This is a genomic window from Qipengyuania gaetbuli (assembly GCF_020524765.1).
Taxonomy (GTDB): Bacteria; Pseudomonadota; Alphaproteobacteria; order Sphingomonadales; family Sphingomonadaceae; genus Qipengyuania; species Qipengyuania gaetbuli_A.
In genome coordinates this window covers 775,820-801,510 of sequence record NZ_JAIVLR010000002.1, presented here as the reverse complement: position 1 = coordinate 801,510, position 25,691 = coordinate 775,820, and the positions used below count along the sequence as shown (strand labels likewise).

General features: G+C 65.5%; 26 protein-coding genes. 9 read left to right on the top strand and 17 right to left on the bottom strand.

The features are described 5' to 3' along the window. Positions 1-148 precede the first annotated feature (148 nt). Entirely contained in the window at positions 149-1,099 is a 951-nt protein-coding gene (locus tag LC083_RS12430; RefSeq protein WP_226700651.1) for an alpha/beta hydrolase, read from the top strand. A gap of 32 nt (positions 1,100-1,131) precedes the next feature. Continuing rightward, positions 1,132-1,569: an RNA pyrophosphohydrolase gene (locus tag LC083_RS12425; RefSeq protein WP_199800481.1), complete on the top strand. Its 438-nt coding sequence runs from the start codon at positions 1,132-1,134 to the stop codon at positions 1,567-1,569. Between the two features lie 4 nt (positions 1,570-1,573). Here LC083_RS12425 and LC083_RS12420 read toward each other — a convergent pair whose 3' ends face one another. The 4 genes from LC083_RS12420 to LC083_RS12405 all read right to left on the bottom strand — a co-directional run bounded on the left by LC083_RS12420 (position 1,574) and on the right by LC083_RS12405 (position 5,617). Next, the gene (locus tag LC083_RS12420) at positions 1,574-2,080 is read right to left on the bottom strand and encodes a tetratricopeptide repeat protein (RefSeq protein WP_226700650.1); all 507 of its coding nucleotides are present in this window, start codon (positions 2,078-2,080) and stop codon (positions 1,574-1,576) included. A 57-nt stretch (positions 2,081-2,137) separates the two neighbouring features. After that, entirely contained in the window at positions 2,138-3,319 is a 1,182-nt protein-coding gene (locus LC083_RS12415; RefSeq protein ID WP_226700649.1) for an RsmB/NOP family class I SAM-dependent RNA methyltransferase, read from the bottom strand. 3 nt (positions 3,320-3,322) lie between these two features. Further along, positions 3,323-4,786 carry an IMP dehydrogenase gene (gene guaB, locus LC083_RS12410; RefSeq protein WP_226700648.1) on the bottom strand — a complete coding sequence of 488 codons (1,464 nt, stop codon included), beginning with the start codon at positions 4,784-4,786 and terminating at the stop codon, positions 3,323-3,325. Positions 4,787-4,861: 75 nt separating this feature from the next. Further along, positions 4,862-5,617, bottom strand: coding sequence for a 3-hydroxybutyrate dehydrogenase (locus LC083_RS12405; RefSeq protein ID WP_226700647.1), 756 nt, complete (start codon positions 5,615-5,617; stop codon positions 4,862-4,864). Positions 5,618-5,694: 77 nt separating this feature from the next. Here LC083_RS12405 and LC083_RS12400 point away from each other — a divergent pair, with 77 nt between their 5' ends. After that, positions 5,695-6,546, top strand: coding sequence for a neutral zinc metallopeptidase (locus tag LC083_RS12400; RefSeq protein ID WP_226700646.1), 852 nt, complete (start codon positions 5,695-5,697; stop codon positions 6,544-6,546). A 54-nt stretch (positions 6,547-6,600) separates the two neighbouring features. Here the strand turns inward: LC083_RS12400 and creD are convergent, their stop codons facing one another. The 3 genes from creD to LC083_RS12385 all read right to left on the bottom strand — a co-directional run bounded on the left by creD (position 6,601) and on the right by LC083_RS12385 (position 10,190). Continuing rightward, positions 6,601-7,986, bottom strand: coding sequence for a cell envelope integrity protein CreD (gene creD / locus LC083_RS12395; protein WP_226700645.1), 1,386 nt, complete (start codon positions 7,984-7,986; stop codon positions 6,601-6,603). Between the two features lie 135 nt (positions 7,987-8,121). Continuing rightward, complete coding sequence (locus LC083_RS12390) at positions 8,122-9,804, bottom strand: M56 family metallopeptidase (protein WP_226700644.1); 1,683 nt, start codon at positions 9,802-9,804, stop codon at positions 8,122-8,124. Continuing rightward, on the bottom strand, positions 9,801-10,190 hold the full coding sequence (locus tag LC083_RS12385) for a BlaI/MecI/CopY family transcriptional regulator (protein ID WP_226700643.1): 390 nt from the start codon (positions 10,188-10,190) through the stop codon (positions 9,801-9,803). The genes LC083_RS12390 and LC083_RS12385 overlap by 4 nt, the downstream gene beginning before the upstream one ends. 217 nt (positions 10,191-10,407) lie before the next feature. On the opposite strand from LC083_RS12385, the gene LC083_RS12380 reads away from it, so the two are divergent. Beyond that, positions 10,408-11,049 (top strand): peptidylprolyl isomerase, encoded by a 642-nt coding sequence (locus tag LC083_RS12380; protein ID WP_226700642.1) that lies wholly within the window; start codon positions 10,408-10,410, stop codon positions 11,047-11,049. On the opposite strand, the gene LC083_RS12375 is transcribed toward LC083_RS12380, so the two are convergent. The 5 genes from LC083_RS12375 to sdhC form a co-directional block, all read right to left on the bottom strand. Continuing rightward, a complete protein-coding gene (locus LC083_RS12375; RefSeq protein WP_226700641.1) occupies positions 11,046-11,762 on the bottom strand; it encodes a glycoside hydrolase in 717 nt (238 codons plus the stop codon). The two genes, LC083_RS12380 and LC083_RS12375, sit on opposite strands and share 4 nt — an antisense overlap. A 155-nt stretch (positions 11,763-11,917) precedes the next feature. Further along, a complete protein-coding gene (locus tag LC083_RS12370; RefSeq protein WP_226700640.1) occupies positions 11,918-12,454 on the bottom strand; it encodes a hypothetical protein in 537 nt (178 codons plus the stop codon). Between the two features lie 26 nt (positions 12,455-12,480). Beyond that, positions 12,481-14,322 (bottom strand): succinate dehydrogenase flavoprotein subunit, encoded by a 1,842-nt coding sequence (gene sdhA / locus LC083_RS12365; RefSeq protein ID WP_226700639.1) that lies wholly within the window; start codon positions 14,320-14,322, stop codon positions 12,481-12,483. Further along, complete coding sequence (gene sdhD / locus LC083_RS12360; protein WP_160606926.1) at positions 14,322-14,708, bottom strand: succinate dehydrogenase, hydrophobic membrane anchor protein; 387 nt, start codon at positions 14,706-14,708, stop codon at positions 14,322-14,324. The genes sdhA and sdhD overlap by 1 nt, the downstream gene beginning before the upstream one ends. 9 nt (positions 14,709-14,717) lie before the next feature. Beyond that, positions 14,718-15,098, bottom strand: coding sequence for a succinate dehydrogenase, cytochrome b556 subunit (sdhC, locus tag LC083_RS12355; RefSeq protein ID WP_226700638.1), 381 nt, complete (start codon positions 15,096-15,098; stop codon positions 14,718-14,720). Positions 15,099-15,209: 111 nt separating this feature from the next. On the opposite strand from sdhC, the gene LC083_RS12350 reads away from it, so the two are divergent. The 4 genes from LC083_RS12350 to LC083_RS12335 are packed head-to-tail and all read left to right on the top strand — an operon-like array spanning position 15,210 to position 18,415. Further along, the gene (locus LC083_RS12350; RefSeq protein ID WP_226700637.1) at positions 15,210-15,920 is read left to right on the top strand and encodes an SDR family NAD(P)-dependent oxidoreductase; all 711 of its coding nucleotides are present in this window, start codon (positions 15,210-15,212) and stop codon (positions 15,918-15,920) included. Continuing rightward, a complete protein-coding gene (gene bla / locus LC083_RS12345; RefSeq protein WP_226700636.1) occupies positions 15,910-16,824 on the top strand; it encodes a subclass B3 metallo-beta-lactamase in 915 nt (304 codons plus the stop codon). Before LC083_RS12350 ends, bla begins: the two co-directional genes overlap by 11 nt. Further along, positions 16,821-17,723, top strand: a complete 903-nt coding sequence (locus LC083_RS12340; RefSeq protein ID WP_226700635.1) for a 50S ribosomal protein L11 methyltransferase — start codon at positions 16,821-16,823, stop codon at positions 17,721-17,723. Before bla ends, LC083_RS12340 begins: the two co-directional genes overlap by 4 nt. Continuing rightward, the gene (locus LC083_RS12335; protein WP_226700634.1) at positions 17,720-18,415 is read left to right on the top strand and encodes a DUF2459 domain-containing protein; all 696 of its coding nucleotides are present in this window, start codon (positions 17,720-17,722) and stop codon (positions 18,413-18,415) included. Before LC083_RS12340 ends, LC083_RS12335 begins: the two co-directional genes overlap by 4 nt. Here LC083_RS12335 and LC083_RS12330 read toward each other — a convergent pair. From LC083_RS12330 to ligA, 3 genes are read right to left on the bottom strand one after another with little or no spacing between them, the layout of a single operon-like run. Continuing rightward, a complete protein-coding gene (locus tag LC083_RS12330; protein WP_226700633.1) occupies positions 18,412-19,503 on the bottom strand; it encodes a serine hydrolase in 1,092 nt (363 codons plus the stop codon). The two genes, LC083_RS12335 and LC083_RS12330, sit on opposite strands and share 4 nt — an antisense overlap. A gap of 47 nt (positions 19,504-19,550) precedes the next feature. Then, complete coding sequence (locus LC083_RS12325; protein ID WP_226700632.1) at positions 19,551-20,357, bottom strand: c-type cytochrome; 807 nt, start codon at positions 20,355-20,357, stop codon at positions 19,551-19,553. A 2-nt stretch (positions 20,358-20,359) separates the two neighbouring features. Continuing rightward, a complete protein-coding gene (gene ligA, locus LC083_RS12320) occupies positions 20,360-22,438 on the bottom strand; it encodes an NAD-dependent DNA ligase LigA (protein WP_226700631.1) in 2,079 nt (692 codons plus the stop codon). A gap of 74 nt (positions 22,439-22,512) precedes the next feature. Here ligA and LC083_RS12315 point away from each other — a divergent pair, with 74 nt between their 5' ends. Continuing rightward, positions 22,513-23,010, top strand: coding sequence for a DUF2165 domain-containing protein (locus LC083_RS12315; RefSeq protein ID WP_226700630.1), 498 nt, complete (start codon positions 22,513-22,515; stop codon positions 23,008-23,010). Here the strand turns inward: LC083_RS12315 and LC083_RS12310 are convergent. After that, positions 23,007-23,984 carry a hypothetical protein gene (locus LC083_RS12310; protein ID WP_226700629.1) on the bottom strand — a complete coding sequence of 326 codons (978 nt, stop codon included), beginning with the start codon at positions 23,982-23,984 and terminating at the stop codon, positions 23,007-23,009. The genes LC083_RS12315 and LC083_RS12310 overlap by 4 nt on opposite strands. A gap of 39 nt (positions 23,985-24,023) precedes the next feature. Then, complete coding sequence (recN, locus tag LC083_RS12305) at positions 24,024-25,688, bottom strand: DNA repair protein RecN (RefSeq protein ID WP_224832472.1); 1,665 nt, start codon at positions 25,686-25,688, stop codon at positions 24,024-24,026. Positions 25,689-25,691 lie beyond the last annotated feature (3 nt).

Genomic DNA, 25,691 nt, shown 5'->3' with positions numbered 1-25,691 from the left:
ACCCGGCGGCGCTTTTCCGTTCGGAGCGGCACCTAGGAGCCGCCCCTTCCTCTCGCAATGAAGTTTCTCTGCTAGCGCCAAAAAGCCCGGTGGAAAAGCGCTGCCGACGCGCTAAGTCTCAATTCGAAACGAATGGGAGAGAATAGCGATGGCCGATACCGAACACTTCGTGCGCGACGATGTGCGTGGATTTCTCGACATGCTCGAGCAGATCGGTGGCAAGGGGGTCGAGGAAGTCGGCGCGGTGGAAGGGCGCAACCAGATGCGCGCCATGGGCCAGATCGCCGAAGCTCCCGCCCGCCCGATGGCCGTTCGCAAGGACCTGACCTGCCCGGGACCGGTCGGCGACATCCCGCTGCGCTTCTACGATCCGCGCGACAGCCGCGAGGCCGGCCCCTGCGTGATCTTCATCCATGGTGGCGGCTTCGTGATCGGCGATCTCGAGGTTTACGATTCGCTCTGCACCGAAATCGCCCACCAGCTGGACCTGCCGGTCGTGTCGGTCGATTACCGGCTTGCGCCCGAACACCCCTTCCCCGCCGCACCCGACGATTGCGAGGCGGCCGCGCGCTGGGTCGCGGCCTCGCCTGCCGAACTGGGGCGCGAGATTACCGGCCTCGTCATCACCGGCGATAGCGCTGGCGGCAATTTGACGATCGTCACCACCAACCAGCTGGTCAACGAACCGGCCAAGGTGCCCGTGATCGTCCAGGCGCCGATCTATCCGGTGGCGAGCGACACGACGCACCACAGCTCTCTGCGAGACTTTGCCGAGGGGTTCCTGCTGACCCGCGCGGCCATGGCGTGGTTCACCGACCAGTATGGCGGCGATGCCGGCGACCCGCGGCATACCCCGATGGTCGGCGATTGCAGCAATACGCCTCCGACTGTGGTCTGCACCGCCGGTCTCGACCCGCTGCGCGATTCGGGCCGCGAATACGCCGCCCACCTGATCAAGCAGGGTACCGAGGTCGTCTATCTCGAGTTCCCCGGTATCATTCACGGCTTTACCACGCTGAGAAAGGCTATACCGAGCGGGCAGAAGGATCTCGATGCCTTCCTCGATGCAATCAAGCTGATGGTGGAGCGATACAGGTGAGCGAACTCGGCTACCGGCCCTGTGTGGGCGTGATGCTGGTTAATGGACACGGACGCGTTTTCGTGGGCCGGCGGATCGACAACAAGGAAGGTGACTGGTGGCAGATGCCGCAGGGCGGCGTCGACGAGGGCGAGGACCTTCACGAAGCGGCGCTGCGCGAACTGGCCGAGGAAACCGGCGCGCGCGCTGAACACGTGGCGATCATCGACCGGATGAAGGAGCCCGTGCGCTACGACCTGCCGGAAGAACTCATCGGCAAGCTGTGGGGCGGCAAGTATCGCGGACAGGAACAGGTCTGGTTCCTCGCCCGGTTTTCCGGGGAGGATGCCGACATCGACCTGGAGGCGCATGATCCGCCCGAATTCTGCGACTGGAAATGGGCCGAGCCCGACCAGCTGCCGGAGCTGATCGTCCCGTTCAAGAAGCGGGTTTATCGCGCGGTGGTCGAAGCCTTCCGCGAACTGGTCTGAACGTCTAGTTCGACTGGACCGGCTGCGCGTCGGGCAGCTTGGCTTCGGCGGTCAAGACCGGCGTGCGCGGACCGGCGGCGATTGCCGCAGTCAGGCGCTGCGTTTCAGCGCAGCTGTCGCCGCACAGCGAGCGGACTTCGGCAAGCTTGGCGCGTGCCTTTTCGACCGCGCCCTTTTCGGCAAGCGCAGCCCCTTCTCCCGCAAGCGCGGCAAGGTTCTTGGGATCGCGGTCCAGCGCTTCGCGGTAATAGCGGATCGCCTTGCCCTGAAGGTTTTCGGCACGAGCCGCTTCTGCAAGGCGGATGAAGATCGGCGTGTGACCCGGGTCCACCGCCAGCGCCGCTTCGAACGCGTCGATCGCGCCCTGCGTGTCGCCTGCTTCGAGAGCAGCCTGCCCCTGAGCGATCAGCACGCCGGCCCGCGGTTCGGGATTGCGTTCGTTACCCCAGCTGACGCTGGCCGTGAGTGCGAAGGCAAGCGACAGGGCACTAGCGGCGGGGGCAAAACGCATGATTGTCTCCGTAAGGGACCGGTTCACTGATGGGCGCAGATCGGCCATTTCCAAAGGCTAACACGACTTTTCTGCACGGGCGATGAAAAATCCATCGGTCCCGTCATGGAACGGCGTGAGCCGGATTCCGTGCCCGCGCTGACGACCTGCCGGTAGCTCCGGAATGACCGCACGGAAGTCCCCGGTGCGCGCGAGGAAGGCGTCGAACTGCCCTGCCCCTTCCTCGTCGAGCAGCGAACAGGTGACATAGACCAGCCTGCCTCCCGGTTTGAGCAAACCGGCAGCGATATCGAGCAAGCGCGACTGGATAGCGGTGAGCCGCTCCAGTTCCTTGTCGTCGAGCCGCCAGCGCGCTTCGGGATTGCGCCGCCATGTGCCCGTGCCGGAGCACGGCGCATCGATGAGCACCTCATCGGCCTGGCCGGCGAGGTCCGCCAGCGCTTCCATTTCGCGTCCCGGGTTGAGGAGCCGTGTCTCGATATTCTTCGCGCCTGCGCGCTCGGCCCGCGGAGCGAGCACCGACATGCGGTTGCGGTCCGTATCGCTCGCCACCAGCCGCCCGAGATTGTTCATCGCAGCGGCAAGCGCCAGCGTCTTGCCCCCGCCGCCTGCGCACAGGTCGATGACCGTCTCGCCCGGCTCGGCGCCGACCGCGAGACAGGCCATCTGCGATCCCGTGTCCTGGATCTCGACCTTGCCTTCGCGCCATTCGGCCCATTGCTCGACCTGCGTGCCAGGTTCGAAACGCAGGCCCTGCGGCGCGGCAGTCGGCTCGGCCGGTGCGGGGAGCGAAAGTGTCGCGCGCTCCGCCTTCAGCGTGTTCACCCTGATGTCGAGCGGCGCACGGCCAAGCAGCGCTGTGGCCTCTTCTCCGTCGACGCCCGATCGGTCGAGGCGGTCAGTCAGCCAGCGCGGCGCCACGCCGCCTTCTGCGACAGGCTCGCCCTCGCCCAGCATCGCTGGACCGTATTGCGAACCGTCGAACAGGGCCGACAGGCTCGGGTCCTGCTGCGCAAGCCGCAGCATGGCCGCCCTGCCCGTGTCCGGAACCGGACCGCAGGCACGGATCGCCGCAAACACCAGTTCGCGGATGGCGCGGCGGTCCTTCGACCCGGCAAAGCGGTTGTTGCGAAACCATTCCGCCAGGATGCGGTCGGCCGGCGCACCCTTGGCGCGCGCCGAGGCGATGATCGCATCGAGCAGCTCGATGGCGGTCTGGACCCGCGCTGCGGGAGTCATGGCCTAGCGCGTCGGATAGTTCGGTGCCTCGCGGGTGATAGCAACGTCGTGGACGTGGCTCTCGGCAAGGCCCGCATTGGTGATGCGCACGAACTGGGCGCGCTTGCGCAGGTCCTCGATCGTGGCGCTGCCGGTATAGCCCATGGCCGCCTTGATACCGCCCACGAGCTGGTGGATCACGGCCGCTGCCGGACCCTTGTAAGGCACCTGGCCCTCGATCCCTTCGGGCACCAGCTTCTGCTGCGAAACGTCGGCCTGGAAGTACCGGTCCGCGCTGCCGCGCGCCATTGCGCCCACGCTGCCCATGCCGCGATAGCTCTTGTAGCTGCGGCCTTGGTAGATGAAGGTTTCGCCCGGCGCTTCTTCCGTGCCTGCAAGCATGGAGCCGACCATGATTGTCGACGCGCCAGCCGCCAGAGCCTTGGCCGCATCGCCGCTGGTGCGAAGGCCGCCGTCGCCGATTACGGGCACGCCCGCCTTCTCGGCCGCTTCGGCGCAGTCCATGATCGCGGTAAGCTGCGGCACGCCGACACCGGCAACGACGCGGGTGGTGCAGATCGAGCCGGGGCCGATGCCGACCTTGACCGCGTCCGCACCAGCATCGACGAGCGCGCGGGTGGCTTCTGCGGTGGCTACGTTCCCCGCGATCACCTGCACGGTGTTAGACAGCTTCTTGACCCGTTCGACCGCCTTGGAAACTTCCTTGTTGTGGCCGTGCGCGGTGTCGATCACGACGACGTCGACTTCGGCGTCGATCAGCGCCTCGGTGCGCTCGAAACCCTTGTCGCCGACGGTAGTGGCGGCTGCCACGCGCAGGCGGCCGTTTTCGTCCTTGGTCGCCTCGGGATAGGCAACCGCCTTCTCGATGTCCTTGACCGTGATGAGGCCGACGCAGCGTCCGTCATTGTCGACGACGAGCAGCTTCTCGATGCGGCGCTGGTGCAGCAGGCGGCGCGCCTCGTCCTGGCCGGTGCCCAGCGGCACGGTGGCGAGGTTCTCGGTAGTCATCAGTTCCTTGACCGGCTGGCGCGGGTTTTCGGCAAACCGCACGTCGCGGTTGGTCAGGATGCCGACCAGCTTGCCCGAAAGATCGGTCACCGGAATGCCGCTGATGCGGTTGGTGGCCATGATTTCCTGCGCCTCGCCCAGCGTGGCGTCGGGCCGGATGGTGATGGGATTCACCACCATGCCGCTTTCGTAGCGCTTCACGGCGCGCACGGCGGCGGCCTGTTCCTTGATCTTGAAGTTGCGGTGCAGCACGCCGATGCCGCCTAGCTGCGCCATGGCGATGGCCATGTCGGCCTCGGTCACCGTGTCCATGGCGGACGAGATGACGGGAATGTTCAGTTCGATCCCGCGCGTCAGCCGCGTGGCGGTGTTCGCCATCGAGGGAAGGATGTCGCTCTCGGCCGGACGCAGGAGAACGTCGTCGAAAGTAAGGCCGAGGGGAATGTCGAGATGTGCCACGTTGAGAATCGCCTGCCGGGATGAATGTGGCGGCCCATGTAACGACGGTTTGTGACGGGCGCTAGTGGGGGGACGTTACTCCGCCGTCCAGCCGCCATCGACGCTCCAGTTCGCGCCGGTGACGTTCTGCGCCTCCGTGCGGCACAGGAAGACGGCCAGCGCGCCGATTTCCTCGGGCTGGACGAACTTCTTGGTCGCCTGCTTGACCAGCAGCACGTCGTTGATGACCTGGTCGCGCGTGAGGCCGCGGGCCTTCATCGTGTCGGGGATCTGGTTTTCGACCAGCGGGGTCCAGACATAGCCGGGGCTGATGCAGTTCGCGGTGATGCCGTCTGCCGCCAGTTCCAGCGCGATCGTCTTGGTGAAGCCGTCGAGCCCGTGCTTGGCCGCATTGTAGGCGCTCTTGAAAGGGCTCGCGACCTTGGAATGGGCGCTGGCGGTATTGATGATGCGTCCCCAACCCTTGGCCTTCATGTGCGGCACGGCAAGTCGCGTGGTGTGGAAGGCGGCCGTGAGGTTCAGCGCGACGATCGTGTCCCACTTCGCCACCGGGAAGTCCTCCACCGGGGCGACATGCTGGAGCCCGGCATTGTTGACGAGGATGTCGATGCCGCCGCTAACGGCCATCATCGCCTCGATCTGGGCGACATCGGTGAGGTCCGCGCCGGAGTGGGTCGCACCCAGTTCCGCGCACAGTTTCGCGATTTCGTCTGCGTCGCCGAACCCGTTGAGGACGACCTCTGCTCCTTCCGCCGCAAGCGCCCGCGCGATGGCGAGGCCGATGCCGCTGGTCGATCCGGTTACAAGTGCGCGCTTTCCTTCGAGAAACATTTCTGGCCTCAAGTGTTGTGTTAGGCATAGGTGCCATCGCGCAGGAGCGCGGCACGGTCAATCTCGGGGAGGCATGAATGCGGCTCAATCCATTCGATACCAGCAGGATCGACGTCGGAACCACGGGTGGCGGAGGCGTCGGCAAGGCGGGCGGTATCGGGTGCGGGACGATCATCATTGCCGCGCTGGGCTATTTCGTGTTCGGCCTCGACCCGATGCAGACCGCCGCGACGGTAGAAGGCATGCAGCAGGGCCAGGTCGCGCAGGCACCGACGAACGAGGACGAGGACGCGATCTGCTCCTCCAACCAGTACGCGACCGAGACGTGCAATGCGCTGCTGTCGCTCAACGAAACCTGGCAGCAGACCTTCCAGCAACAGGGCTACGGCGACCAGTTCCAGCAGCCGGGGCTACGCTTTGCCACCAGCGAGAGCTTCAGCACGGGGTGTGGCAGGGGTTCGGTCGGCATGGGTCCGTTCTATTGCCCGGCCGACCAGCGCATCTACATCGACGTGAATTTCTACGACCAGCTGGCGCAGATGTCGGGCAATCGCGGCGATTTCGCGCGCTATTACGTGATCGCCCATGAATACGGGCACCATATTCAGACCATTACGGGCATCTCGCAGCAGATCCGGTCGTACCAGCAGGCCAATCCGCGCCAGGCGAACCAGCTGTCCGTCCTCATGGAATTGCAGGCCGACTGCTATGCCGGCGTATGGGCGGGCAAGAACCGCAATCTCATCGATCCGGGCGACATCGAGGAAGGGATGCAGGCCGCCGCCGCCATCGGCGACGACACGCTGACCAAGGGCCGCGTGAGTTCGGAGAACTTCACCCACGGCACCAGCGCCCAGCGTAGCCAGGCGCTCCGCCTCGGCCTGCAGGGCGACGACAGGCAATGCGACGCCATCACCAATATCGGCTAGGCATGAAAAAGGGCGCGGCTCGATAAGACCCGCGCCCTTCTTCCTTGCGAAAGGTCAGGGGGCGAAAGTGCCCTCGCCCTCCTCGCGGCGCACCGCCGTCGACCAGTCGAGATTGCGGGTCGCATACATGACCGATGCGAGCGCGAAGAACATCGCCAGCGCGCCGACGATCAGCGACGCTTCCTCGAGGCTGAGGAGGACGTAGAGGCCGCCATAGAGCAGCGTCAGCAGCCCGCCGATGAAGCCTGCCCGCTTCCATCCGCCGAGCACTGCCGCGCTATAGGCGGTGAGCAGCCCGATGATCGCCGCGCTGGCGATGACATAGGCCAGTGCAAAGCCGGTAATCTCGGCAAAGGCCAGCAGCAGGACGAAGAACAGCACTAGCCCAGCGCCTGTCAGCAGATATTCCGCTGCAGCCACCCGCGCGCCGCCGACCACGTCGAAAAGCAGGAAGGCGAGGAAGGTGAAGCCAATGAACAGGAAGCCGTATTTCACGCTGCGGTCGACCTGCGCGTAGATATCGGCCGGTTCGACGAGGTTGATCGTGGCAAGGCCGATCTCCGCTTCTGCCATTTCGGCTCCGCGATATTCGGCCTGCGGGACAGGCGGCTGGGCCGACGGATTGTCGGTCATGCTCATCATGCCCTGCCCCAGCGCAAGGTTGCCGATCGTCCAGAGGGCGCTGAACCCATCGGGTCCGATCTCGCTTTCGTCGGGCAGGAAACCACCGCCGAAGCCAGGGTGCTGCCAGGGGGAGCGCACCGTCCAGCGCGTCTCCCCGCCCTGGGGCGTCAGCGCGAGGGCGCGGCTACCGCGAAGGACATAGGCATAGTCGACGGTCAGCGCCGAAGTACCGCTCCATTGGACCGGCCCGTGGAAACCGCCACCGCCCTGTGCGCCGCCCTTGCCCGGCGTCAGGTCGACGTGCTTGCCGCCTGCACGGACATCTGCCGCAGAGCGCAGGCCGCGCGGATCGAAGGTCGAGAAGCGGACTTCCGCCTCTTCGATCAGGAGCTGCTCGCGCTTCACGCCGTAGCGTGCGAGGTCATCGGGCAGTTCGAAGCGCGCCTTGCCTTCCATCTTCGCGAGGTAGGTGACCGTCTCGTAGATGGCCTTGCGCTTCAACTCGGGTTCGAGCGTCGTGGTGAGGTCATGGGTCTGCGGGAAGAGGAATATCTCCGAACGCACCGTGCGCGGGCGGGTTACGGTCTGGCCGTCCACTACGGTCTGGACCTCCTGTTCGCTGCGAAACGGGATCGCCAGCACGGGACCGGAAATAGTCTGCGCCCCGCCGGCGCCGGCAGTGATCGCGTCCTGCGCGACCCGCGCCTGTTCCTGCCGGTCGGACACGAGGCCATAGACCATGATCATGGGTATCAGGAGCGCGAGGCCGACCAGCCCCGCGATGAATAGTTTTGCCGTGGGCGATCTGTCTCGCATCGTTTCGTCTCCTTACGTCTGCGACGAAACGTGCTTTGTGAGCGATGAACTGAATGCCTTGTGAACCCGGCGCTGGATACGAAAAAGCCCGACGCTTTCACGCCGGGCCTTCTCGGTTGTCGGTGATGGCGAACGCTATTTGTGCTTCAGCTCGGCAATTTCCTTGTCGATAGCGCGCAAGGCTTCGGCACGCTCGCTGTCGCTGAGATTGCGGTCGGCGGCGATCGCCTTGCGGGCCGACTTCACCGCGGTCAGCGCGATCTTGTCGGCATTGGCCTCGCAGACGAACATGGTGGTGCGCCCCTTGCTGTCCACTTCGGTAGCGACGATGTTCGTCTTGTCCTTGCACTTCATCACAACACGCGGTGCGCTTGCACGGGCGATGTCGGACATGGCGATGGCTTCGCCGGCCGCTGCCATTGCCTCTGCCCGGGCCTCGTATGCTTCGGCATGGGCCTCAGCCACGGCGAGCGTGATTTCGCGGCGCATGTTCGCATGGCTCATCGCGGTATCGGCGCGCATTTCGGCAAGGTCCGCTTCCATTTCCGCAAGGTCCGCTTCCAGCTCGGCGCGCTCTTCCTCGCTCATGTCGCGGCGAAAACGACGGACGACGCGGCGCTCCCCGTCCTTGTCGACGATGACGCGGCGCTCCACGCGGACTTCACCGTCCTGCTGGATATCGATGTCGACATCGACATCCCCGTCCACTTCGGGAGCGGGCGGCGCGTCGGGGGGCGGCGGCGCCAGCGGGGCAGCCGGGACCGGCATGACCCAGGTCAGCGGCGCTTCGGGTGCAGCCGGCGGCGTCGGCGCGGCAGCGGCTTCTGCAAAGCAGACCGAAGCGGTCAGCGGCACCGCGAGAAACGCGCTGGCAAGGGTGGCGCGTCCCGCAAGGCGGCGGCGCGGCGAAATGTCGGACATGTTCAAACTCCTCAAGCGATGGATGATCGACTTGTCCCCCAGAACCGGACAGGCCATCGGCGCGGCGAGCGCCGGACGCGGCGTTCCCTGCGGATGGCGAGCGAAATCGGCGATGATGCCGGCGTAAGTGGCGCGCTCCTCGCGCGGGCGGGCGGCCACGACGCGGGCATCGCAGGCGGCTTCCTGGTCGCGGCGCAGCGCGTTCCAGCCCAGCCAGCCGAGCGGGTTGAACCAGTGGATTGCGAACAGCGGCTGGACCGCCATGTTGACGATCAGGTCGCCGCCGCGATGGTGTGCGAGTTCGTGGGCAATAGCGAGGTCGCGCGACATGCGGTCGCGGCTCGCCATGAAGCCTTCCGGCAGCGCGATGACGCGGTCGATCACGCCGAACGCCATCGGGCCGGAAATCGCGGGCGTTTCGATTAGGCGAACGCTGCCTTCTTCGCCCACGGGCCGCGCATCCTCCAGCAGGTCGCGGCGCAGCTCGAAATAGAGCCAGAAGCGGCGCACCAGCATGATTACGGCACCCAGCAACCAGATCGCGACGAGCGGCATGACGAGATCGGTGGGATCGGGAAATGTCGACGGCGCAGGCTGCGTTGCGGCCATGTCGGCGAAATAGGTGGAGGCGGAGCCCGCGCGTTCGGGCAGGACCATCGGGGCGGTTTCGAAGCTGACGGGCACGCTCTCGCGCGTCGGCCCCATCCAGGCTGGCAGGGTGAACGGCGGCAGGACCAGCCGTGCGAGCGGGACGAACCAGAGCGCATAGGCAGCGCCCGAGCCGAAATAGCGTGCCACGGGGCGACGCAGCAGCATGACCAGTGCGATCAGCGCGCCGGTCCAGACCAGCGTGTCGAAGAGGAACCAGTCCCAGTATTCGCGCAGGAGCTCGGTCATTTGCGCATCTCCTTGAGGAGCGCCTCGATCTCTTCCAGATCGGCGTCGGTGAGCGCTTCGTTTTCTGCAAGGTGGGCGAAGAGCGGCGCGGCGCGGCCGCCGAACAGGCGATTGACGAGACGGCGCGATTCGCCGCCGACATAGTCGGAGCGTTCGATCAGCGGATGATAGAGGAAGCGGCGGCCTTCGGGTTCCGTGCCCACGGCCCCTTTCGATACCAGGCGGCCGAGCAGGGTCTTCACCGTCGGGATCGACCAGTCATTCGCCGCGCAGACGCGGTCGCAAACATCGGCGGCCGAAAGCGGGTTTTCGGTCCACAGGGCCTCCATGACCGCGTGCTCAGCTTCGCTGATCCGCTCGCCCGGTGCCTGTTTACGCTTGGCCATCGCTTGTATCTCCCCTTCGGTTTCGCCGAATTCGTTTACGTGTGTAGTTGTCAAGACTACGCTTGTAAACAGAAAATGCGAACCCTACCCGATTGCAAGGCAGACGATGGGCGTCCGGCGAGCAATGCCAATTCCCCGTGAGGCCCCGTTTCCTCGACCAACGACACGGCGGACGACGAAGGTTGAAACCGCGCGATCTTGGGATAGTCTGCCCGTCATGAAGAGACTTCTGGCCGCCGCTCTCGCCCTTCTTGCATCGCCCCTTGCAGCGCAGGAGGAAGCAGCGCCCTCGCCTGCGGAGCCGGCACGCACCATGGTGGTCCTCGAAACCACTGCAGGCGACATCACCGTGGCACTCGAAACCGAGCGCGCGCCCATCACTGCCGGCAATTTTCTGCGATATGTCGACGAGGACCGGTTCGACGGCACGGTGTTCTACCGCGCGATGAAACTCGACTGGGGGGACCAGCCCAACGGGCTGATCCAGGGCGGCACGCAATGGGATCCGGACCGCGTACTGCCCGGCATCCCGCACGAACCGACGACCGTGACCGGCCTCAGCCACACCAAGGGCGCGCTGTCGATGGCGATGGGCGAACCCGGCACGGCCAATGGCGATTTCTCGATCTTCCTGCAGGATTCGACCGGCATGGATGCCGATCCCAAGTCCGAAGACCCTGTCTGGCAGAACGGCTATGCCGTGTTCGGCTACGTCACGAATGGCATGGAGGTGGTGCAGGCCATCCATGCCATGCCGACCGATCCCGACAAGGGCGAAGGCTGGATGAAGGGCCAGATGCTGGCCCAGCCGGTGAAAATCATCGAGGCGCGCCGGCTGGAACCCGCCGCCAGCGACTAGCAGACCTCTGCCGTGTTCTCCGGGATCGGCCCCGGCGGAACGCGGGCCGCGCTCATCGCGAAGGGATCGGACTTGAGACGGTGCCTTGGGCCATAGGCGCGCGCGAGGGCGGCATAGAGCCGCGGGTCGTAGGCCTCGAGATCGGGGTGGTTCAGGATGCGGCGCCCGTCGACAACGACCAGCCGGTTCGAATTGAACCAGACCTGCGTCCCTTCCGCCCAGTATTCCTGGATGGTGGTGGTGGCGTATTCGTTGAGCCAGAGGCCCTTCGCCAGCGCATTGGCATACGCCGCTTCGATCTCGCGATAGAGCGCCGGATCGACCGCCTCGATCGCGAACAGGACGTTGTGCGCCATCTCGTGGACGAAGATCGTCTCACCGTAATAGCGCGAGGTCGGCAGGCCCAGCACGTCCTCCTCCGAACCGACGGTGCGATCGCCGCCGATTCCGCGCGCGCGCTCGTCCCAGTATTGCCGGTCGCTCTTCGCACCGATGCGCGTGTCGTAATGCTTGAGTTCGCAGCGGGTCAGCCGCGGATCGTCGCGCGCAGGCTTGGTCCAGTGCGCCTTGTCGGGCAGGTCAAGCAACGCTTCGTCCTGCGCGATGATCGCCACTCGGTAGTCATTTGCCGCGAGCCATTCGGCCAGCTCGGGACGGTACGAAAGCATGTCACGCGCCATGTCCCGCGCGGCGAGCAATGCCTTATCGGACACGCGCGCGGAAGACAGGATTGGAAGTCCGCTTGCCGATACGTGCTTGGCATAGAAGGGCTCGGCAGCAATTCGCGATGGAGGTGTCCCGACAGCAGCGCATGATGCCAGGGCGAGGCCTCCAGCAAGTCCCACAAGCAACCGGATTCCAGCGTTCATCACCTTATGCGCCCGGCGCGGTACTGCTGGAGGTCCACAGACATCTGCGACCGGCGAAATCCCTTGCCGCCAAGCAGCCGGCGAAAATCCTCGCCATGATCGAAGTGCTGCAACTGGCGATGGTAGTAGTTCACGTACTCGAGCATCGCGAGGACGCTGCACACCGTTGCCGCAATGCGGTCAGCCAGCGATACCGACAGCGATGGCAATACCCAGGAAGCAATCGCTGCCGTGAGGCTTGCAAATGCCAGCAGGAACAGCAAGCGATCCAGCCGGTCCGCAGCCCCGAGCACCGTGCTCAGCTTGGATCGATCGCCTTCCACCCCTGCCAGTTTCGCGCGCCAATACGCGCTCCCAAGCAACAGTAATCCGCACATCGGCAGGAAACTGAAAAGCGTGAGCCAACCGATGCCATTTCCCTCTCCCGATGCGAGATAGAATACGGCAGCAGGGATCAGCAGCGCATTGCCCAGTTCGAGCTTCCAGTAGCTCGATAGTCGCTTGCGCAGGGCTGCCCGTTTATTCGTCGAACCCATGCGCAAGCCTTTTCCCGGTCCGGGCCTCAGTAAACGCGCTTCTTCGGCTTGATGTACTCGACATCGTCGGTGAGCGTGTATTCGTGCACCGGACGGTAGCCGATCTTCACGTCGCCGCCGTTTCCGCCCCAACCGTCGAACCACGCGATCGTGTGCTTCATCCAGTTGGCATCGTCGCGCTCGGGGAAGTCTTCGTGCGCGTGGGCGCCGCGACTTTCCTTGCGGTTCTCGGCCGAAGCGATGGTGACATTGGCCTGCGCCATGAGATTGTCGAGTTCCAGCGTCTCGATGAGGTCGCTGTTCCAGATCAGCGAACGGTCGTGGACCTTCACGTCCGCCATGCGCTTGTTGACGTCCTTGAGCAGTTCGACGCCTTCGGCCAGCAGCTTGCTGTCGCGGAACACCGCGGCGTGCTTCTGCATGCCCTTCTGCATTTCGGCGCGCAAAGCCGCCGTCGGCGTGCCGCCATCGGCATAGCGGAAGTGGTCGAGACGGGTCAGCGACAGGTCGGCGCTGTCGGCCGGAAGCTCGTCGTGGCTCTGGCCGGGCTTGACGATTTCCTTGAGGCGATGGCCCGTCGCGCGGCCGAAGACCACAAGGTCGATCAGCGAGTTCGAGCCGAGGCGGTTCGCGCCATGGACCGACACGCAGGCTGCTTCGCCAACGGCGAACAGGCCGGGGACGATCTTTTCCGGATCGTTCGGATCGCCCGCCATCACTTCGCCGTGATAGTTACAGGGGATGCCGCCCATGTTGTAATGGACCGTCGGCGTAACCGGCAGCGGCTGCTTGGTCAGGTCGACACCGGCAAAGATCTTGCCGCTTTCGGTGATGCCCGGCAGGCGCTCGCCCAGCACCTTGGGATCGATGTGGTCGAGGTGCAGGTAGATGTGGTCGCCATCCGGCCCCACGCCGCGCCCTTCGCGCATTTCCAGCGCCATCGAACGCGACACGACGTCGCGCGATGCAAGGTCCTTGGCGCTAGGGGCATAGCGTTCCATGAACCGCTCGCCCTCGGAGTTGGTGAGGTAGCCGCCCTCGCCGCGCGCACCTTCAGTGATGAGCACGCCCGCGCCGTAAATGCCGGTCGGGTGGAACTGGACGAATTCCATGTCCTGCAGCGGCAGGCCCGCGCGCAGCACCATGCCGCCACCGTCACCGGTGCAGGTATGGGCCGAGGTGGCGGTGTAATAGCAGCGGCCATAGCCGCCGGTCGCCAGCACGACGGCATGGCTGCGGAAGCGGTGGATCGTACCGTCGTCGAGACACATGGCGATGACGCCGCGGCAAACCTTGCCGTGCGGGCCGTCTTCCATGATCAGGTCGAGCGCGAAATATTCGATAAAGAAGTCCGCGTCGTACTTCAGGCTCTGCTGGTAGAGCGCGTGCAGCATGGCGTGGCCGGTACGGTCGGCAGCTGCGCAGGTGCGCTGCACCGGCGGGCCTTCGCCCATGTTCTGCATGTGGCCGCCGAAGGGGCGCTGGTAGATCGTGCCGTCGGCATTGCGGCTGAAGGGCACGCCGGCATGCTCCAGCTCGTAGACCGCCTGCGGGGCTTCGCGGACCATGTATTCGATCGCATCCTGGTCGCCGAGCCAGTCGGAACCCTTGACCGTATCGTACATGTGCCACGACCAATGGTCGGGCGTGTTGTTGCCGAGGCTGGCGGCGATACCGCCCTGCGCGGCGACGGTGTGCGAACGGGTCGGGAAGACCTTGGTGATGCAGGCCGTGCGCAGGCCGGCTTCGGCGCTGCCCATGGTGGCGCGCAGGCCCGAGCCGCCGGCGCCGACGACGACGGTGTCATAGGTGTGGTCGACGATGGGGTAGCTGCGACCGCCGATTTCAAAAGTCTGGGTGCGGGCCATCAGGCGGCTCCTCCAAGGGCAAGGCGGGCGATCGATACGATGCCGAAGGCCGCGCCGCCGATGGTTGCAAGGTTGAGAAGGGTGAGAACGCCGAACTTGGTACCGGCGTCATGGACGTAATCCTCGATCAGCACCTGCAGGCCGAGGCGCGCATGCCAGAACACGCTGACGATCAGCAGCGCCAGCGCCGTCGCAGGCAGCGTCTGCGACGCCCAGCCCGTCATGGTGGCGTAATCGTAGGCGGGCAGCATCGCGAGGCTGCCGACGAGGAAGAGCATCAGCACGAGATTGCCGATCGCAGTGAAGCGCTGCACCAGCCAGTGATGCGCGCCTTCATGCGCCGAGCCGAGCCCGCGGACGCGTCCGATGGAGGTTCCGTTACCCATGGATAAAGCTCACTTGAGAAGGATCACGGCCCAGAACAGGGCGGTGAGGAGAATGGCGATGATCGGCGCTGCCACCGACCAGAACTTGTTGGTGTCGAGTTCGTAACCCGCACCGATATCGAGCACGAAATGCCTCAGCCCGCTCATCATGTGGGTGAAGAAGGCCCAGGACAGGCCGACCAGCACCACCATGCCCAGCGGCGAACCCATGACTTCGGCGAAGGTCGCATAGCTTTCCTCGCCCCCGGCCATCGCGCCCAGCCACCACAGGAGAACGCCAAGACCGACCAGCGCCATGCCGTCGCCGGTGATGCGGTGCAGGATGGATACCGCCATGTGCGGGCCCCATTTCCAGATCTGCAGGTGCGGTGAGAGCGGGCGGTTTGCCATGCCTGATAAATTCCGTAGCGGTGGATTTGTGCCGTCTCCTTAGCGAACTGCCGGGGCAGTGCAAGGCATCCGGCCTCGACAAAAGGCGCAAATTTTCGAATAGCGTGATGCATGACATGCATCCTCCTTACCGGCGCGTCCCGCGGGATCGGCGCCGCCTCGCGCGAAGCACTCGAAGCGCGCGGGGCCAAGGTGATCGGCCAAGCCACTTCGACAGGCGGCTTCGGAACCCTTGCCGCGGACTTCCGCGACCCCGGCGCACCCCAGGAACTGTGGCAGGCCGCGCTCGACCAGGCAGGCGGGGAAATCGACGTGCTGGTCAACAATGCCGGCCTGTTCGCCCCCAACCCCATCGAAGCCTCGGACATCGAATGGCTCGACGGGTGGGAGGACACCATGCGGATCAACCTGACCGCTTCCGCACAGCTCAGCCGGTTCGCGGTAAAGCACTGGCTCGAACGCGGGTGTTCGGGGCGTATCGTCCATGTCGCCAGCCGCGCTGGCCATCGCGGCGATTCGCCTGCCCACTGGCACTATGCGGCAAGCAAGGGCGGGATGCTGGCGATGCACAAGACCATTGCGCGCCAATATGCGGCAAACGGCATCCTCAGCTTTGCCATCACGCCCGGCTTCACCGACACGGCGATGGCGGGCGACTATCTTGCCAGCAGGGGCGGCGCGGGCCTGCTCGCCGACATCCCGCTGGGCCGTGTGGCCGAGCCTGAAGAAATCGCCCGGATCGTCGAATTCTGCGCGCTCGACGCGCCGCCCAGCATGACGGGCGCGACGCTCGACGCAAACGGAGCGAGCTATGTCCGCTAGGTTTCTGATCGCACCGGCGCTGCTGGCCATCGCCGCCTGCGCGGCTGCTCCGACCATCGCGGACGCGCCTTCCCCGCGCGCCGTCCCCGCCGACCAGCAAGCCTTTCTCGACGCCTGCGAAGACTGGGACGATTGGGACAAGCCCGCCCCACCCTTCCGCATATACGGCGACACCTATTACGTCGGCACGTGCGGGATTTCCGCGATCCTCGTCACGCATGAGGACGGTCACTCGCTGATCGACACCGGGACCGAGGAAGGTGCGAAAGTCGTCCTCGCGAACATCGCGAAGCTGGGGTTCGATCCGAAGGACGTGGACACGATCACGCTGAGCCACGAGCATTTCGACCATGTCGGCGGGATTGCCAGCGTCCAGTACGCCACCGGGGCCACGGTCTATTCCTCTCCGGCCGCCACGAAGACGCTGCACTCGGGCCTTCCCTCAGCAGAAGATCCGCAGGCAGCATCGGACCATCCCGCGTTCCGACCTCTCAGCACGCTCGTCTTCCTCCTCGAAGGCGGCAAGAGCGATCCGGTCGGGCCGAAAAAGCTGAAGCCGATCGTCACTCCAGGCCATACGCCCGGCGCACTCAGTTGGCAGTGGCGCGAATGCGAAGGCAGCGACTGCCGCTGGCTGGTTTATGCCGACAGCCTCTCGCCGATCAGTGCGGACGATTACCGCTTTTCCGACCATCCCGAGTACCTCGCCGATTTCCGCGCCGGGCTCGACCGATTGGCGAAGGCGCAATGCGATATGCTGATGACGCCTCACCCCAGCGCAAGCGACATGCTGGCGCGGATGAAGGGCGAAAGCGGCCTCCTGCTCGCCGACGGCTGCGCCTGGTATCCTGAGCGGATCGGCGAACGCCTCGACAAGCGGCTGGCGGAAGAAGCGGCAAAATGACCGCCTGGAGAATGTACACAGAGGCGCCCAAGCGCGTGGTGCAGGCTGCCCTCCTCGCGCATGACGAGGCCTGGGATTTCCCTCCCGAACTCGTCGTATCGGGCCGCGAGATCGCCGAAGACAAGCCCGACGACTGGATCCTTGAAGTCTGGCTCGAACGAAAGCCGACCGCCGCCGACCGGAAGGCGGTTGCCGCGCTGTTCGAGGGCGGTGCCCCCGAACTCGGTGCGGAAAAGCTGCCCGAACAGGACTGGGTTACGCTCAGCCAGCAGGGCGTGGAGCCGATCCGTGCCGGACGCTTCCACGTGCGCACGCCCGATTTCCCGGCCGACCCCGCAATGGTCGATTTCGCCATTCCCGCCAGCCAGGCGTTCGGCACCGGCCAGCACGAGACCACTGCCGCCTGCCTCGCCATGCTCGACCTGATGAAGCGCGAGGGGCTGACGGTGCGCAACCATGCCGACATCGGCACGGGCACCGGCCTGCTCGCTTTTGCAGCCATGCACCTGTGGCCGCACGCCAAGGCGACCGCTTCCGACATCGATGCCGTCTGCGCGGGCGTGGTCGAGGACAATGCGCGCATGAACGGCGTGACGATGGGCGACGGCCCGGGCGCCCTCACCATGATCATCGCGCCGGGCATGGACGATGCCTTGCTGCACGCCCGCGCGCCCTATGACCTGCTGATCGCCAATATCCTTGCCGGGCCGCTGGTCGAACTCGCACCGGATTTCGCGCCCGCCGTTGCGCCGGGCGGCAGCCTGCTGCTTGCAGGGCTGCTGCAGACACAGGAACGCGAGGTGCGCCGCGCCTACCGTGCGCAGGGCTTCCGCCTCGCGCGGCGCGTGACCAATGGCGACTGGTCGATCCTGTGGCTGCGCCGGAGCCGCATCCGGTGACTAGGCGCCGGGTCCTGAAGCTCGGCGGAGCCGTGCTGGCCTTGCCGGTAGCGATCATCCTCCTGTTCATGCTCGCCGCGTGGATCGGCAGCTCCATCCCGCGCAACCCCGACTGGACAGAAGCCGACGAAGGCGTCGTCGTGATGATCGAGACGAACGGCATCCACACCGGCATCGTCATGCCCGTGGTGAGCGAGGTGAAGGACTGGCGCGAGACCTTCCCGTCCGCCGGACAGCCGCGCGACGACGGACGCATGCCCACGCATATCGCCATCGGCTGGGGCGAGAGGGAAGTCTTCCTCAACACGCCCACCTGGGGCGACCTCAAGGCCAGCACTGCGCTGCGCATCGCCTTTTCCGGCGGCGACGGGCTGATGCGCGTCGGCCATTACGCCTGGCCGCAGCCGTCCGAATACCACCGTCCGCTGGTGCTTCGCCCGGAGGAATACCGGCGGCTTGTCGCCGAGGTCGAGAAGGCCCTGCCCGACCTGCCGCATAACGAAGAACGCTTCAGCTACGACAGCTTCGAGAAAGGCGCGCGCAATTACGACGCGCGCGGTCGCTATACGCTGGCCAACACCTGCAACCAGTGGGTCGGCGATACGCTGGCCAAGGCCGGGGTGAAGATCGGCCACTGGACCCCGCTTGCTGGCGGCGTCATGAAATGGGTGCCCGTCCCCGCCGGACGCTAGTTGCGTGACAAGTGGTGGTCCGCCACGGCGCGGGTCACGGCCTGCATCATCTCGAACCGGCTCGAGAACGAACTGCGCGTGCGCCCGATCATCACGGCGATCGCATATTGCGAGCCGTCCGGCGCCCTGAGCACGCCCACATCGTTATAGCCCGACTGCTCGCCGTCGAAGACCTGCCCGGTGCCCGTCTTGTGCGCCATGACCCATCCTGCAGGCGTGCCGCCTTTCAGCCGGTTGGGGCCGCTCTTCGTTCTTTCCAGCGTGCCGAGAATGAAGCTGGTCGAAGCGGGCGAGAGAATGTCGCCCTTGGCTAGACGCGCAAGCGCCTGCGCGATGCCGATGGCGCTGGCACCGTCGACCGGGTCGGCGAGATATCTCTCGAACGCCTGCCTGCGCCGTTCGGGCGACAGACTGTCGCGCGCATCGTAAAAGCCGCGTCCCATCGAGAACGAGGGGTTCCACTCGAGTCCCGCGATCGCGCTTTGCTTGGTCCGCTCGTCCGGCCCGAACTGGACACCGGTAATCCCCTCGCGCCGCAGGAAACCGTCGACCGCGGTCGGGCCGCCGACACGGCGCAGCAGGCGGTCGTTCGCGGTGTTGTCGCTTTCAGTCAGCGCCCGTTCGAACAGGTCGAAATAGTCGGTGTCGTAGCGCCCGCGCGTACGCACGATTTCGCGGATCGGCTGGTGGAATAGGGTAAGGTCACGGCGCTCGATACTGACCGGCTCGGCAAGGTCGAGCGCCCCCTGGTCGACGAGGTCGAGCGCGGTCATGGCGACCCACAGCTTGCTGACGCTCTGCTGCGGAAACGGCTTGCGACCTTCGAAGTGCATCCGTGCGCCGCTGCTTACCTCGACCACGGCAATCCCGACCTCGCCCGGGAAAGCCTTGCCGATGGCGGCCAGCCGGTCCTGCAGCGCCTTTTGCTGGTCATCCAGCGGCGGCGGGGCCTTGAAGCGGTTCGCCTGCGGCAGCCTGATACGGTCGCCGAATTGCGAGGCGCTTTCGCCCGGCTGGTACACGCAGGTTCCCAGCAAGGCGAAGGTGCTGACCAGCAGCAGCGTAATTGTCACAAGGGTACGGGTCACAGGACTTTCAGGCGGGAATCGGGTGGAATTTCAGGCGAATTGGCGGCCTACTCGCCCGTTTTCGACAGCGCGACAAGATAGTCATGGACGGCTGCCAACTCCTCGTCGGTGAATTGAGAGAAACGGCCACGCGCGACCGTGCTCATCAAGCCGATCTCGCGGTCTCCCGCCGCCTTTCCCGTCCGCATCAGCCTCTCGAAATCGGCGCGGTCATAGGACGCCGCGATCCGCAAATCCGGTCGCGGTACATCGCCGGGAAACGGCGAGGTCCCTCCGCGAAGGTCGATGCCGTGGCACTCTGCACACGTGGCTCGGACTATGTAGCGACCCAGCGCGTGCTCTTCGCCAAGGTCGGGCGAATGCTCGATCCCCATCTCGGCAACTTCCGCGGCCGAAGACTTGAGCGTGCCTTCCTCCAGCATCGCAAGAAGTTCCGGCCCGAAGGTCGGTTCGGGATGCACATCGCCCGCAGGCGGCTTGCTGCGCAGGAAAGCAAGGATCGCGGCGAGGTCGTCCGCGTGCATCTTGGTGAAGACATGCGAAGGCATGCCATGAAGTTCGCGGTCCGCGCGCCGTCCGGTGAGGACCATCGCCAGCAATTCCTCGTCGGAATGTTTCTCGACGCTGCGCGTGAGGTTCGCGGTCCACAGCGTGCCGAGCTCGTCGCTCCAGTCGCGACCCTGCAGGTTCGGGTCATGGCACCCGGTACAGCCGACGATGTCGGCGACGCGCTGCCCGTGCTGGACCATGTCGGCGGACAAGCGCTGGAAATGCGGCTCCTCGGCGCGTTTGACGACACCCGGCCCGTCGCAGCCTGCAGCAAGAACCGCCAGCAGGAGCAGGGCCGCGCGCATCGCTACCCGGCCGCCTTCACGATTTCGGCCCAGCCGGCCTCGTCGATGACCTCGATGCCCAGTTCCGCTGCCTTCTTGAGCTTGCTGCCCGCGCCCGGACCGGCGACCAGCAGGTCAGTCTTGGCGCTGACCGAACCGCTTGCCTTGGCGCCCAGCCGTTCGGCCTGCGCCTTGGCTTCGTCACGGCTCATGGTTTCGAGCTTGCCGGTAAAGACCACCGTCTTGCCTGCCACGGCGCTGTCCTTCGTCTCGACTACATAGGACGGCGGTGAAACCTGCGAGAGCAGGTCGTCCCACACCTCGCGATTGTGCTCCTCATGGAAGAAATCTCCAAGCGCTTCGACGACGGCCGAACCGATGCCGTCGATCGACACCAGCGCGGCGGATGCGTCCTCGTCTCCCCCCCTCGCCTTTTCCGCCGCTTCGCGCAGCGCGGGCAATTCGTGGAAATTCTTCATCAGGTCGCGGGCCGTCACTGCGCCCACGTGGCGGATGCCGAGGCCGAACAGCAGGCGCGCGGCATCGGGCTGCCGCCGCGCCTCGATGCTGGCGAGGAGGTTGTCGACCGACTTTTCCTGCCAGCCTTCAAGCGCGAGGATATCCTCCCGCCGTTCGCGCAGGCGGAAGATGTCCGCCGGGCTTTCCAGCCAGCCGAGCGCGAAGAACTGGTCGATGGTCTTTTCGCCCAGCCCGTCGATATCGAGCGCGGCGCGGCTGACGAAGTGCTTCAGCCGCTCGGTACGCTGGGCCGGGCAGATAAGCCCACCGGTGCAGCGAACGTCGACCTCGCCTTCTTCCGCCACCGCTTCGCTTTCGCATTCAGGGCAATGGTCGGGGAAGATAAACGGTTCGCGTTCCACCTCGCGGGTGAGGTTTTCGACCACCTGCGGAATGACATCGCCGGCGCGCTGGATGACGATCCGGTCGCCCGGACGCACCCCGAGGCGCGCGATTTCGTCGCGGTTGTGCAGTGTGACATTGGTTACGGTGACACCGCCGACGAGCACGGGCGCTAGGCGGCCCACGGGGGTAAGCTTGCCGGTGCGTCCGACCTGGATGTCGATCGCTTCGAGCGTAGTCTCCGCACGCTCTGCCGGGAACTTGTGCGCCAGCGCCCAGCGCGGCGCCTTGGCGACGAAGCCGAGCCGTTGCTGGTAATCCAGCCGGTCGACCTTGTAGACGACCCCGTCGATCTCATACGGAAGGTCCGGCCGCGTCTTGCCGATGGCGGCATAATGCGAAAGCAAGGCTTCCACGCTATCGACCCGCGCAAACAGCGGCGAGATCGGGAAGCCCCATTCGCGCAGCATCTCCACCACATCTGACTGCGTGTCGCCAGGCACCTGCGATGCTGCACCCCAGCCATGCGCCCAGAAGCGCAAGGGGCGCTGCGCGGTGACCTTCGCATCCTTCTGTCGCAGCGATCCCGCCGCAGCATTTCGCGGGTTCGCGAAGAGCTTTCCTCCTGCCTCCTGCTGCGCCGCATTGAGTGCAGCAAAGGCCTGTTTTTCCATGTAGACTTCGCCGCGCACCTCGAAAACCTCGGGCGCTTTGCTGCGCAGCATTTTCGGGATGTCGGGGATATGCTGCACGTTCGCCGTAACGTCCTCGCCCACCTGCCCGTCACCGCGCGTGGCCGCACGGACGAGCTGCCCGTTCTCGTAGCGCAGCGAGCAGGACAGGCCGTCGATCTTGTCTTCCGCCGTGAAGGCGACGGGATCGCTTTCGCTTAGCGAGAGGAAGCGCCTGACGCGCGCGGCCCACTCCTCCACCTCGTCTGCGGAAAACGCATTGTCGAGGCTCATCATGCGCACTTCGTGCTGCACCTTCGACAAGGGAGACGAGGCGATGGCATGACCCACCTTGCGCGACGGGGAATCCTCGCGAACGAGATGCGGGAAAGCAGCCTCGATCGCGGCGTTGCGCCGCACCAGCGCGTCGTATTCCGGATCGCTGATCTCGGGCGTGTCCTTGGCATGATAGAGCCGGTCGTGATGGGCGATCTGTTTCGCCAGCCGCATCAGTTCGTTGGCCGCCTCGGCTTCGGTCATGTCCACAGGCGCGATTTGGTCGATTCCCATGCCCTGCGCTATGCATCACCCACGGCACGGGGAAAAGTGCCGCGAGGTCGCATCACCAGTTTGGGGGAGTTGGGATGATCGACCGCTATCTGAAAACCGCCTTCGTTGCCTCACTCGGGCTCATGGCGCTGCTCTATGTGATCCATAACATCATGAACATCGACCAGGCCTATGGCGCGGTCGGGTACGTGCTCGGGATGGAAGGCAACGAGCTCTTCGACAACAATTTGCTGCCGGCCATTACCGGTTCGGCAGTCTTCGTTTTCGCGTGGACCATCTTCGCCTTCGAGATTGCGACAGGGCTCATCTGCCTGTGGGGCGCATGGCAGCTGTGGTCTGCAAGAGGGGCCGATGCTGCCGGCTTCGAGGCGGCCAAGAGCATGGCGAAACTCGGCGCCGGCCTGTCGGTCGTCACATGGTTCGGTCTGTTCGGCACATTCGGCGGCGCAGGCTACCAGATGTGGCAGAACGAAATCGGGGCCGGGTCGCTGGGCGATGCCTTCAAGTTCAGTGTCTGGGGACTACTCGTCCTGATCTACCTCGGCCAGCGCGAGAGCGAAGTCGCCGCCTAGGAAATCACGCCGTTGCCGGTGCGCTTGGCGATCCATCGGCCTTCGACGCGGCGCAGGCGGTATTCCCACGCCTGCGCCCCTAGGTTCGCCGTGATCCAGCCGCCCCAGGCGGTGCATTCATCCGGCAAGGTGCAGGCAAGGCGGCGGACCGAGTAGATCACCGCCCGTTCGCCGGTGATGGCATCGACGACCACCACATCGTCCTTCCACACGCACCGCTCGAAGGGCGCGAGTTCGGGGTAGCGTTCCATCAGGGCCAGCTCGACCTCTCCTGGCAGGGCTTGGTAGGTCCTGTTGCCCGATGCGATCGTCGCGCAGGTGGTGGGAAAGCGGTCGGGACTGGCGAATTGTTCGTCCAGAAGCTCGGTCAGCAGTGCGATTGCAGGCGTGTCCGGCAGGGGCGCGGCGTAAGCCTTCGGGGGCACGCTTTTCTGTGTGCCGGAGGTGAGGATGATATTCAGCTCCTCCGGCTCGATCCGCCACTGCCCGTCTACGAACGTCATGCGGTAGTAGCTCCACCCGTGCTGGCCATTGGCGTAATAGCCCGCGTATCCAACGCATTCGGTCGGACGGTCGCACACGAAATCATGCACGTCGAAGATCGCCGCCGCCTGCCGCGTGTCGGTGGCCACGATATCGAGCCCTTCCCGCTCGCAGCGCGATAGCGGAGAGAGGCCAGGGAAACGCTCGATCAGCTTCAACTCGACATCGGGATCAAGCGGACGCGGGCGCGAGGCGGCAATGTGCGGGACCATCTTCTCGGCCGCCGCGCAGACCACCGGATAGGGCCGATCCTTCTGCGCAAAATACTTGCCGAGCCGGTATTCCAGCAGCGCAAGGCGCGGGGTCTGGATGTTTTCGTAATAGCCTGTCTCGATGGCCCCTTGCGCCGGCGCATAGCGCGGGAGATAGGCCGAGCAGGCCGACAAGGCGGCGAGCATCACCAGTGCGACCAGGCTGCGGAGATGATTCATGCTGCGGGAAACGCGCAAGTCCCGGCCAAGTGCCTGCAATCAGGCTTTTTCCAGCAAGCGGTCCGCCTGCGCCCGCGCCTCGGGCGTGACTTCAGCGCCTGACAGCATCCGGGCGATTTCCTCCTGCCGCCCCGCATCGTCGAGCAGCGATACGCTGGTCTTGGTGACGGTGCCTTCGGAGGACTTGGCGATCATGTAATGCGTCACCCCGCGTGCCGCGACCTGGGGTGAGTGGGTCACGGCCAGCAATTGCCCGCCATCGGCAAGGCGCGCCAGCCGTTCGCCGATCGCGCTTGCCACCGCGCCGCCGACGCCGCGGTCGATTTCGTCGAAGATTACCGTCGCCGCCCCGCCCTGCTCCGCCAGAGCGACTTTCAGCGCGAGGATGAAGCGCGAGAGCTCCCCGCCGCTGGCGATCTTGTTGAGCGGTGCGAAATCGGCACCCGGATTGGTTGCGATCAGGAATTCGACGCTGTCCATGCCGTGCGCGCCCCAGCGTTCCTCGGGCAATTCGGCAACAGCGGTATGGAAGCGCGCCGCGTCGAGCTTGAGCGGGGCGAGTTCGCGCGCCACCGCCTCGTCCAGCCGCATCGCGGCCGCCACGCGGTTCGCGTGCAGTGCCTCTGCCTCGGCGCGGTAGCGATTGCCCGCATCCTTCGCCGCCGCCTCGAGAGCGTCCAGTTCGGCCTCGCCGCCTTCGATGGAATCGAGCTGGCTGCGCATCTCGCGCATCTTCTCGGGCAGTTCGTCCACCTCGCAGCGATGCTTGCGAGCGAGCGCGCGCAGTTCGAACAGGCGCGTTTCCGCGGCCTCCAGCGCCTGCGGATCGTGTTCCAGCGCATCGGCGGCGGCTTGCAGCTTGTCCTCCGCCTCTCCGGCCTCGATCACCGCGCGGTCGAGCGCCGCCAGCGCATCGGCGAGCAAAGGATGTTCCGGCGCGATCCGATCGAGCCGGCGTGCTGCCACGCGCAGGGCGGCGAGCGGCGAATCCGAGCCTTCCCAGATGTGGCGCAGTTCCTCCAGATCGCCCGACAGCTTCTCGCCCTTCTGCATCGAGGCGCGGGTTTCGGCGAGGCGCGCCTCTTCCCCGGCCTGCGGTTCGAGCGAGGTAAGTTCGGCCAGATGCGCGAGCAGGAGGTCCTGGTCCAGCTTGGCCTGTTCGAGCGCGGCCCGCGCGCGTGCCAGCTGGTCTTCGGCCCCGCGCCACTTGGCCCAGGCCTGTTCCACCCGCGCAGTTTCCGCCCCTGCAAACCGGTCGAGCAGCGCGCGGTGGCCGCGCGGATTTACCAGCCCGCGATCATCGTGCTGGCCATGCAGTTCGACGAGAAAACCGGCAAGTTCGCGCAGCAGACCCACGCTGACCGACTGGTCGTTGACGAAGGCCTTGCTCTTCCCGTCCGCCTTCAGCTGGCGACGCAGGATGAGAGGTTCGCCCTCCTCGATCTCGATATCGGCATCGTCCAGCAATTCGGCGATGCCCTGCGGCAGGACCGCGAAATCGAAGCTGGCGGTGACGCTTGCCTTTTCCTCGCCCGCGCGCACCAGCCCGCTGTCGGCACGGTTGCCGAGCACGAGGCCGAGCGAATCCAGCAGGATCGACTTGCCCGCCCCCGTCTCGCCCGTCAGCACGCCGAGACCACGCCCGAACTTGAGGTCGAGCGCGTCGATCAGGACGATATTGCGGATGGCCAGCCGGGTGAGCATCGG

Bases quoted from the DNA above. Each gene is read 5' to 3' on its own strand.
- sdhD (WP_160606926.1), bottom strand. From the start codon at position 14,708: ATGGGTAACGGAACCTCCATCGGACGCGTCCGCGGGCTCGGCTCGGCG.
- recN (WP_224832472.1), bottom strand. From the start codon at position 25,688: ATGCTCACCCGGCTGGCCATCCGCAATATCGTCCTGATCGACGCGCTC.
- LC083_RS12420 (WP_226700650.1), bottom strand. From the start codon at position 2,080: ATGCGTTTTGCCCCCGCCGCTAGTGCCCTGTCGCTTGCCTTCGCACTC.
- LC083_RS12380 (WP_226700642.1), top strand. From the start codon at position 10,408: ATGAAGAGACTTCTGGCCGCCGCTCTCGCCCTTCTTGCATCGCCCCTT.
- LC083_RS12390 (WP_226700644.1), bottom strand. From the start codon at position 9,804: ATGACCGAGCTCCTGCGCGAATACTGGGACTGGTTCCTCTTCGACACG.
- LC083_RS12415 (WP_226700649.1), bottom strand. From the start codon at position 3,319: ATGACTCCCGCAGCGCGGGTCCAGACCGCCATCGAGCTGCTCGATGCG.
- LC083_RS12370 (WP_226700640.1), bottom strand. From the start codon at position 12,454: ATGGGTTCGACGAATAAACGGGCAGCCCTGCGCAAGCGACTATCGAGC.
- LC083_RS12425 (WP_199800481.1), top strand. From the start codon at position 1,132: ATGCTGGTTAATGGACACGGACGCGTTTTCGTGGGCCGGCGGATCGAC.
- LC083_RS12405 (WP_226700647.1), bottom strand. From the start codon at position 5,617: ATGTTTCTCGAAGGAAAGCGCGCACTTGTAACCGGATCGACCAGCGGC.
- LC083_RS12325 (WP_226700632.1), bottom strand. From the start codon at position 20,357: ATGCGCGCGGCCCTGCTCCTGCTGGCGGTTCTTGCTGCAGGCTGCGAC.
- LC083_RS12400 (WP_226700646.1), top strand. From the start codon at position 5,695: ATGCGGCTCAATCCATTCGATACCAGCAGGATCGACGTCGGAACCACG.
- sdhA (WP_226700639.1), bottom strand. From the start codon at position 14,322: ATGGCCCGCACCCAGACTTTTGAAATCGGCGGTCGCAGCTACCCCATC.
- LC083_RS12430 (WP_226700651.1), top strand. From the start codon at position 149: ATGGCCGATACCGAACACTTCGTGCGCGACGATGTGCGTGGATTTCTC.
- LC083_RS12340 (WP_226700635.1), top strand. From the start codon at position 16,821: ATGACCGCCTGGAGAATGTACACAGAGGCGCCCAAGCGCGTGGTGCAG.
- LC083_RS12310 (WP_226700629.1), bottom strand. From the start codon at position 23,984: ATGAATCATCTCCGCAGCCTGGTCGCACTGGTGATGCTCGCCGCCTTG.
- LC083_RS12315 (WP_226700630.1), top strand. From the start codon at position 22,513: ATGATCGACCGCTATCTGAAAACCGCCTTCGTTGCCTCACTCGGGCTC.
- LC083_RS12350 (WP_226700637.1), top strand. From the start codon at position 15,210: ATGACATGCATCCTCCTTACCGGCGCGTCCCGCGGGATCGGCGCCGCC.
- creD (WP_226700645.1), bottom strand. From the start codon at position 7,986: ATGCGAGACAGATCGCCCACGGCAAAACTATTCATCGCGGGGCTGGTC.
- bla (WP_226700636.1), top strand. From the start codon at position 15,910: ATGTCCGCTAGGTTTCTGATCGCACCGGCGCTGCTGGCCATCGCCGCC.
- ligA (WP_226700631.1), bottom strand. From the start codon at position 22,438: ATGGGAATCGACCAAATCGCGCCTGTGGACATGACCGAAGCCGAGGCG.
- LC083_RS12385 (WP_226700643.1), bottom strand. From the start codon at position 10,190: ATGGCCAAGCGTAAACAGGCACCGGGCGAGCGGATCAGCGAAGCTGAG.
- sdhC (WP_226700638.1), bottom strand. From the start codon at position 15,098: ATGGCAAACCGCCCGCTCTCACCGCACCTGCAGATCTGGAAATGGGGC.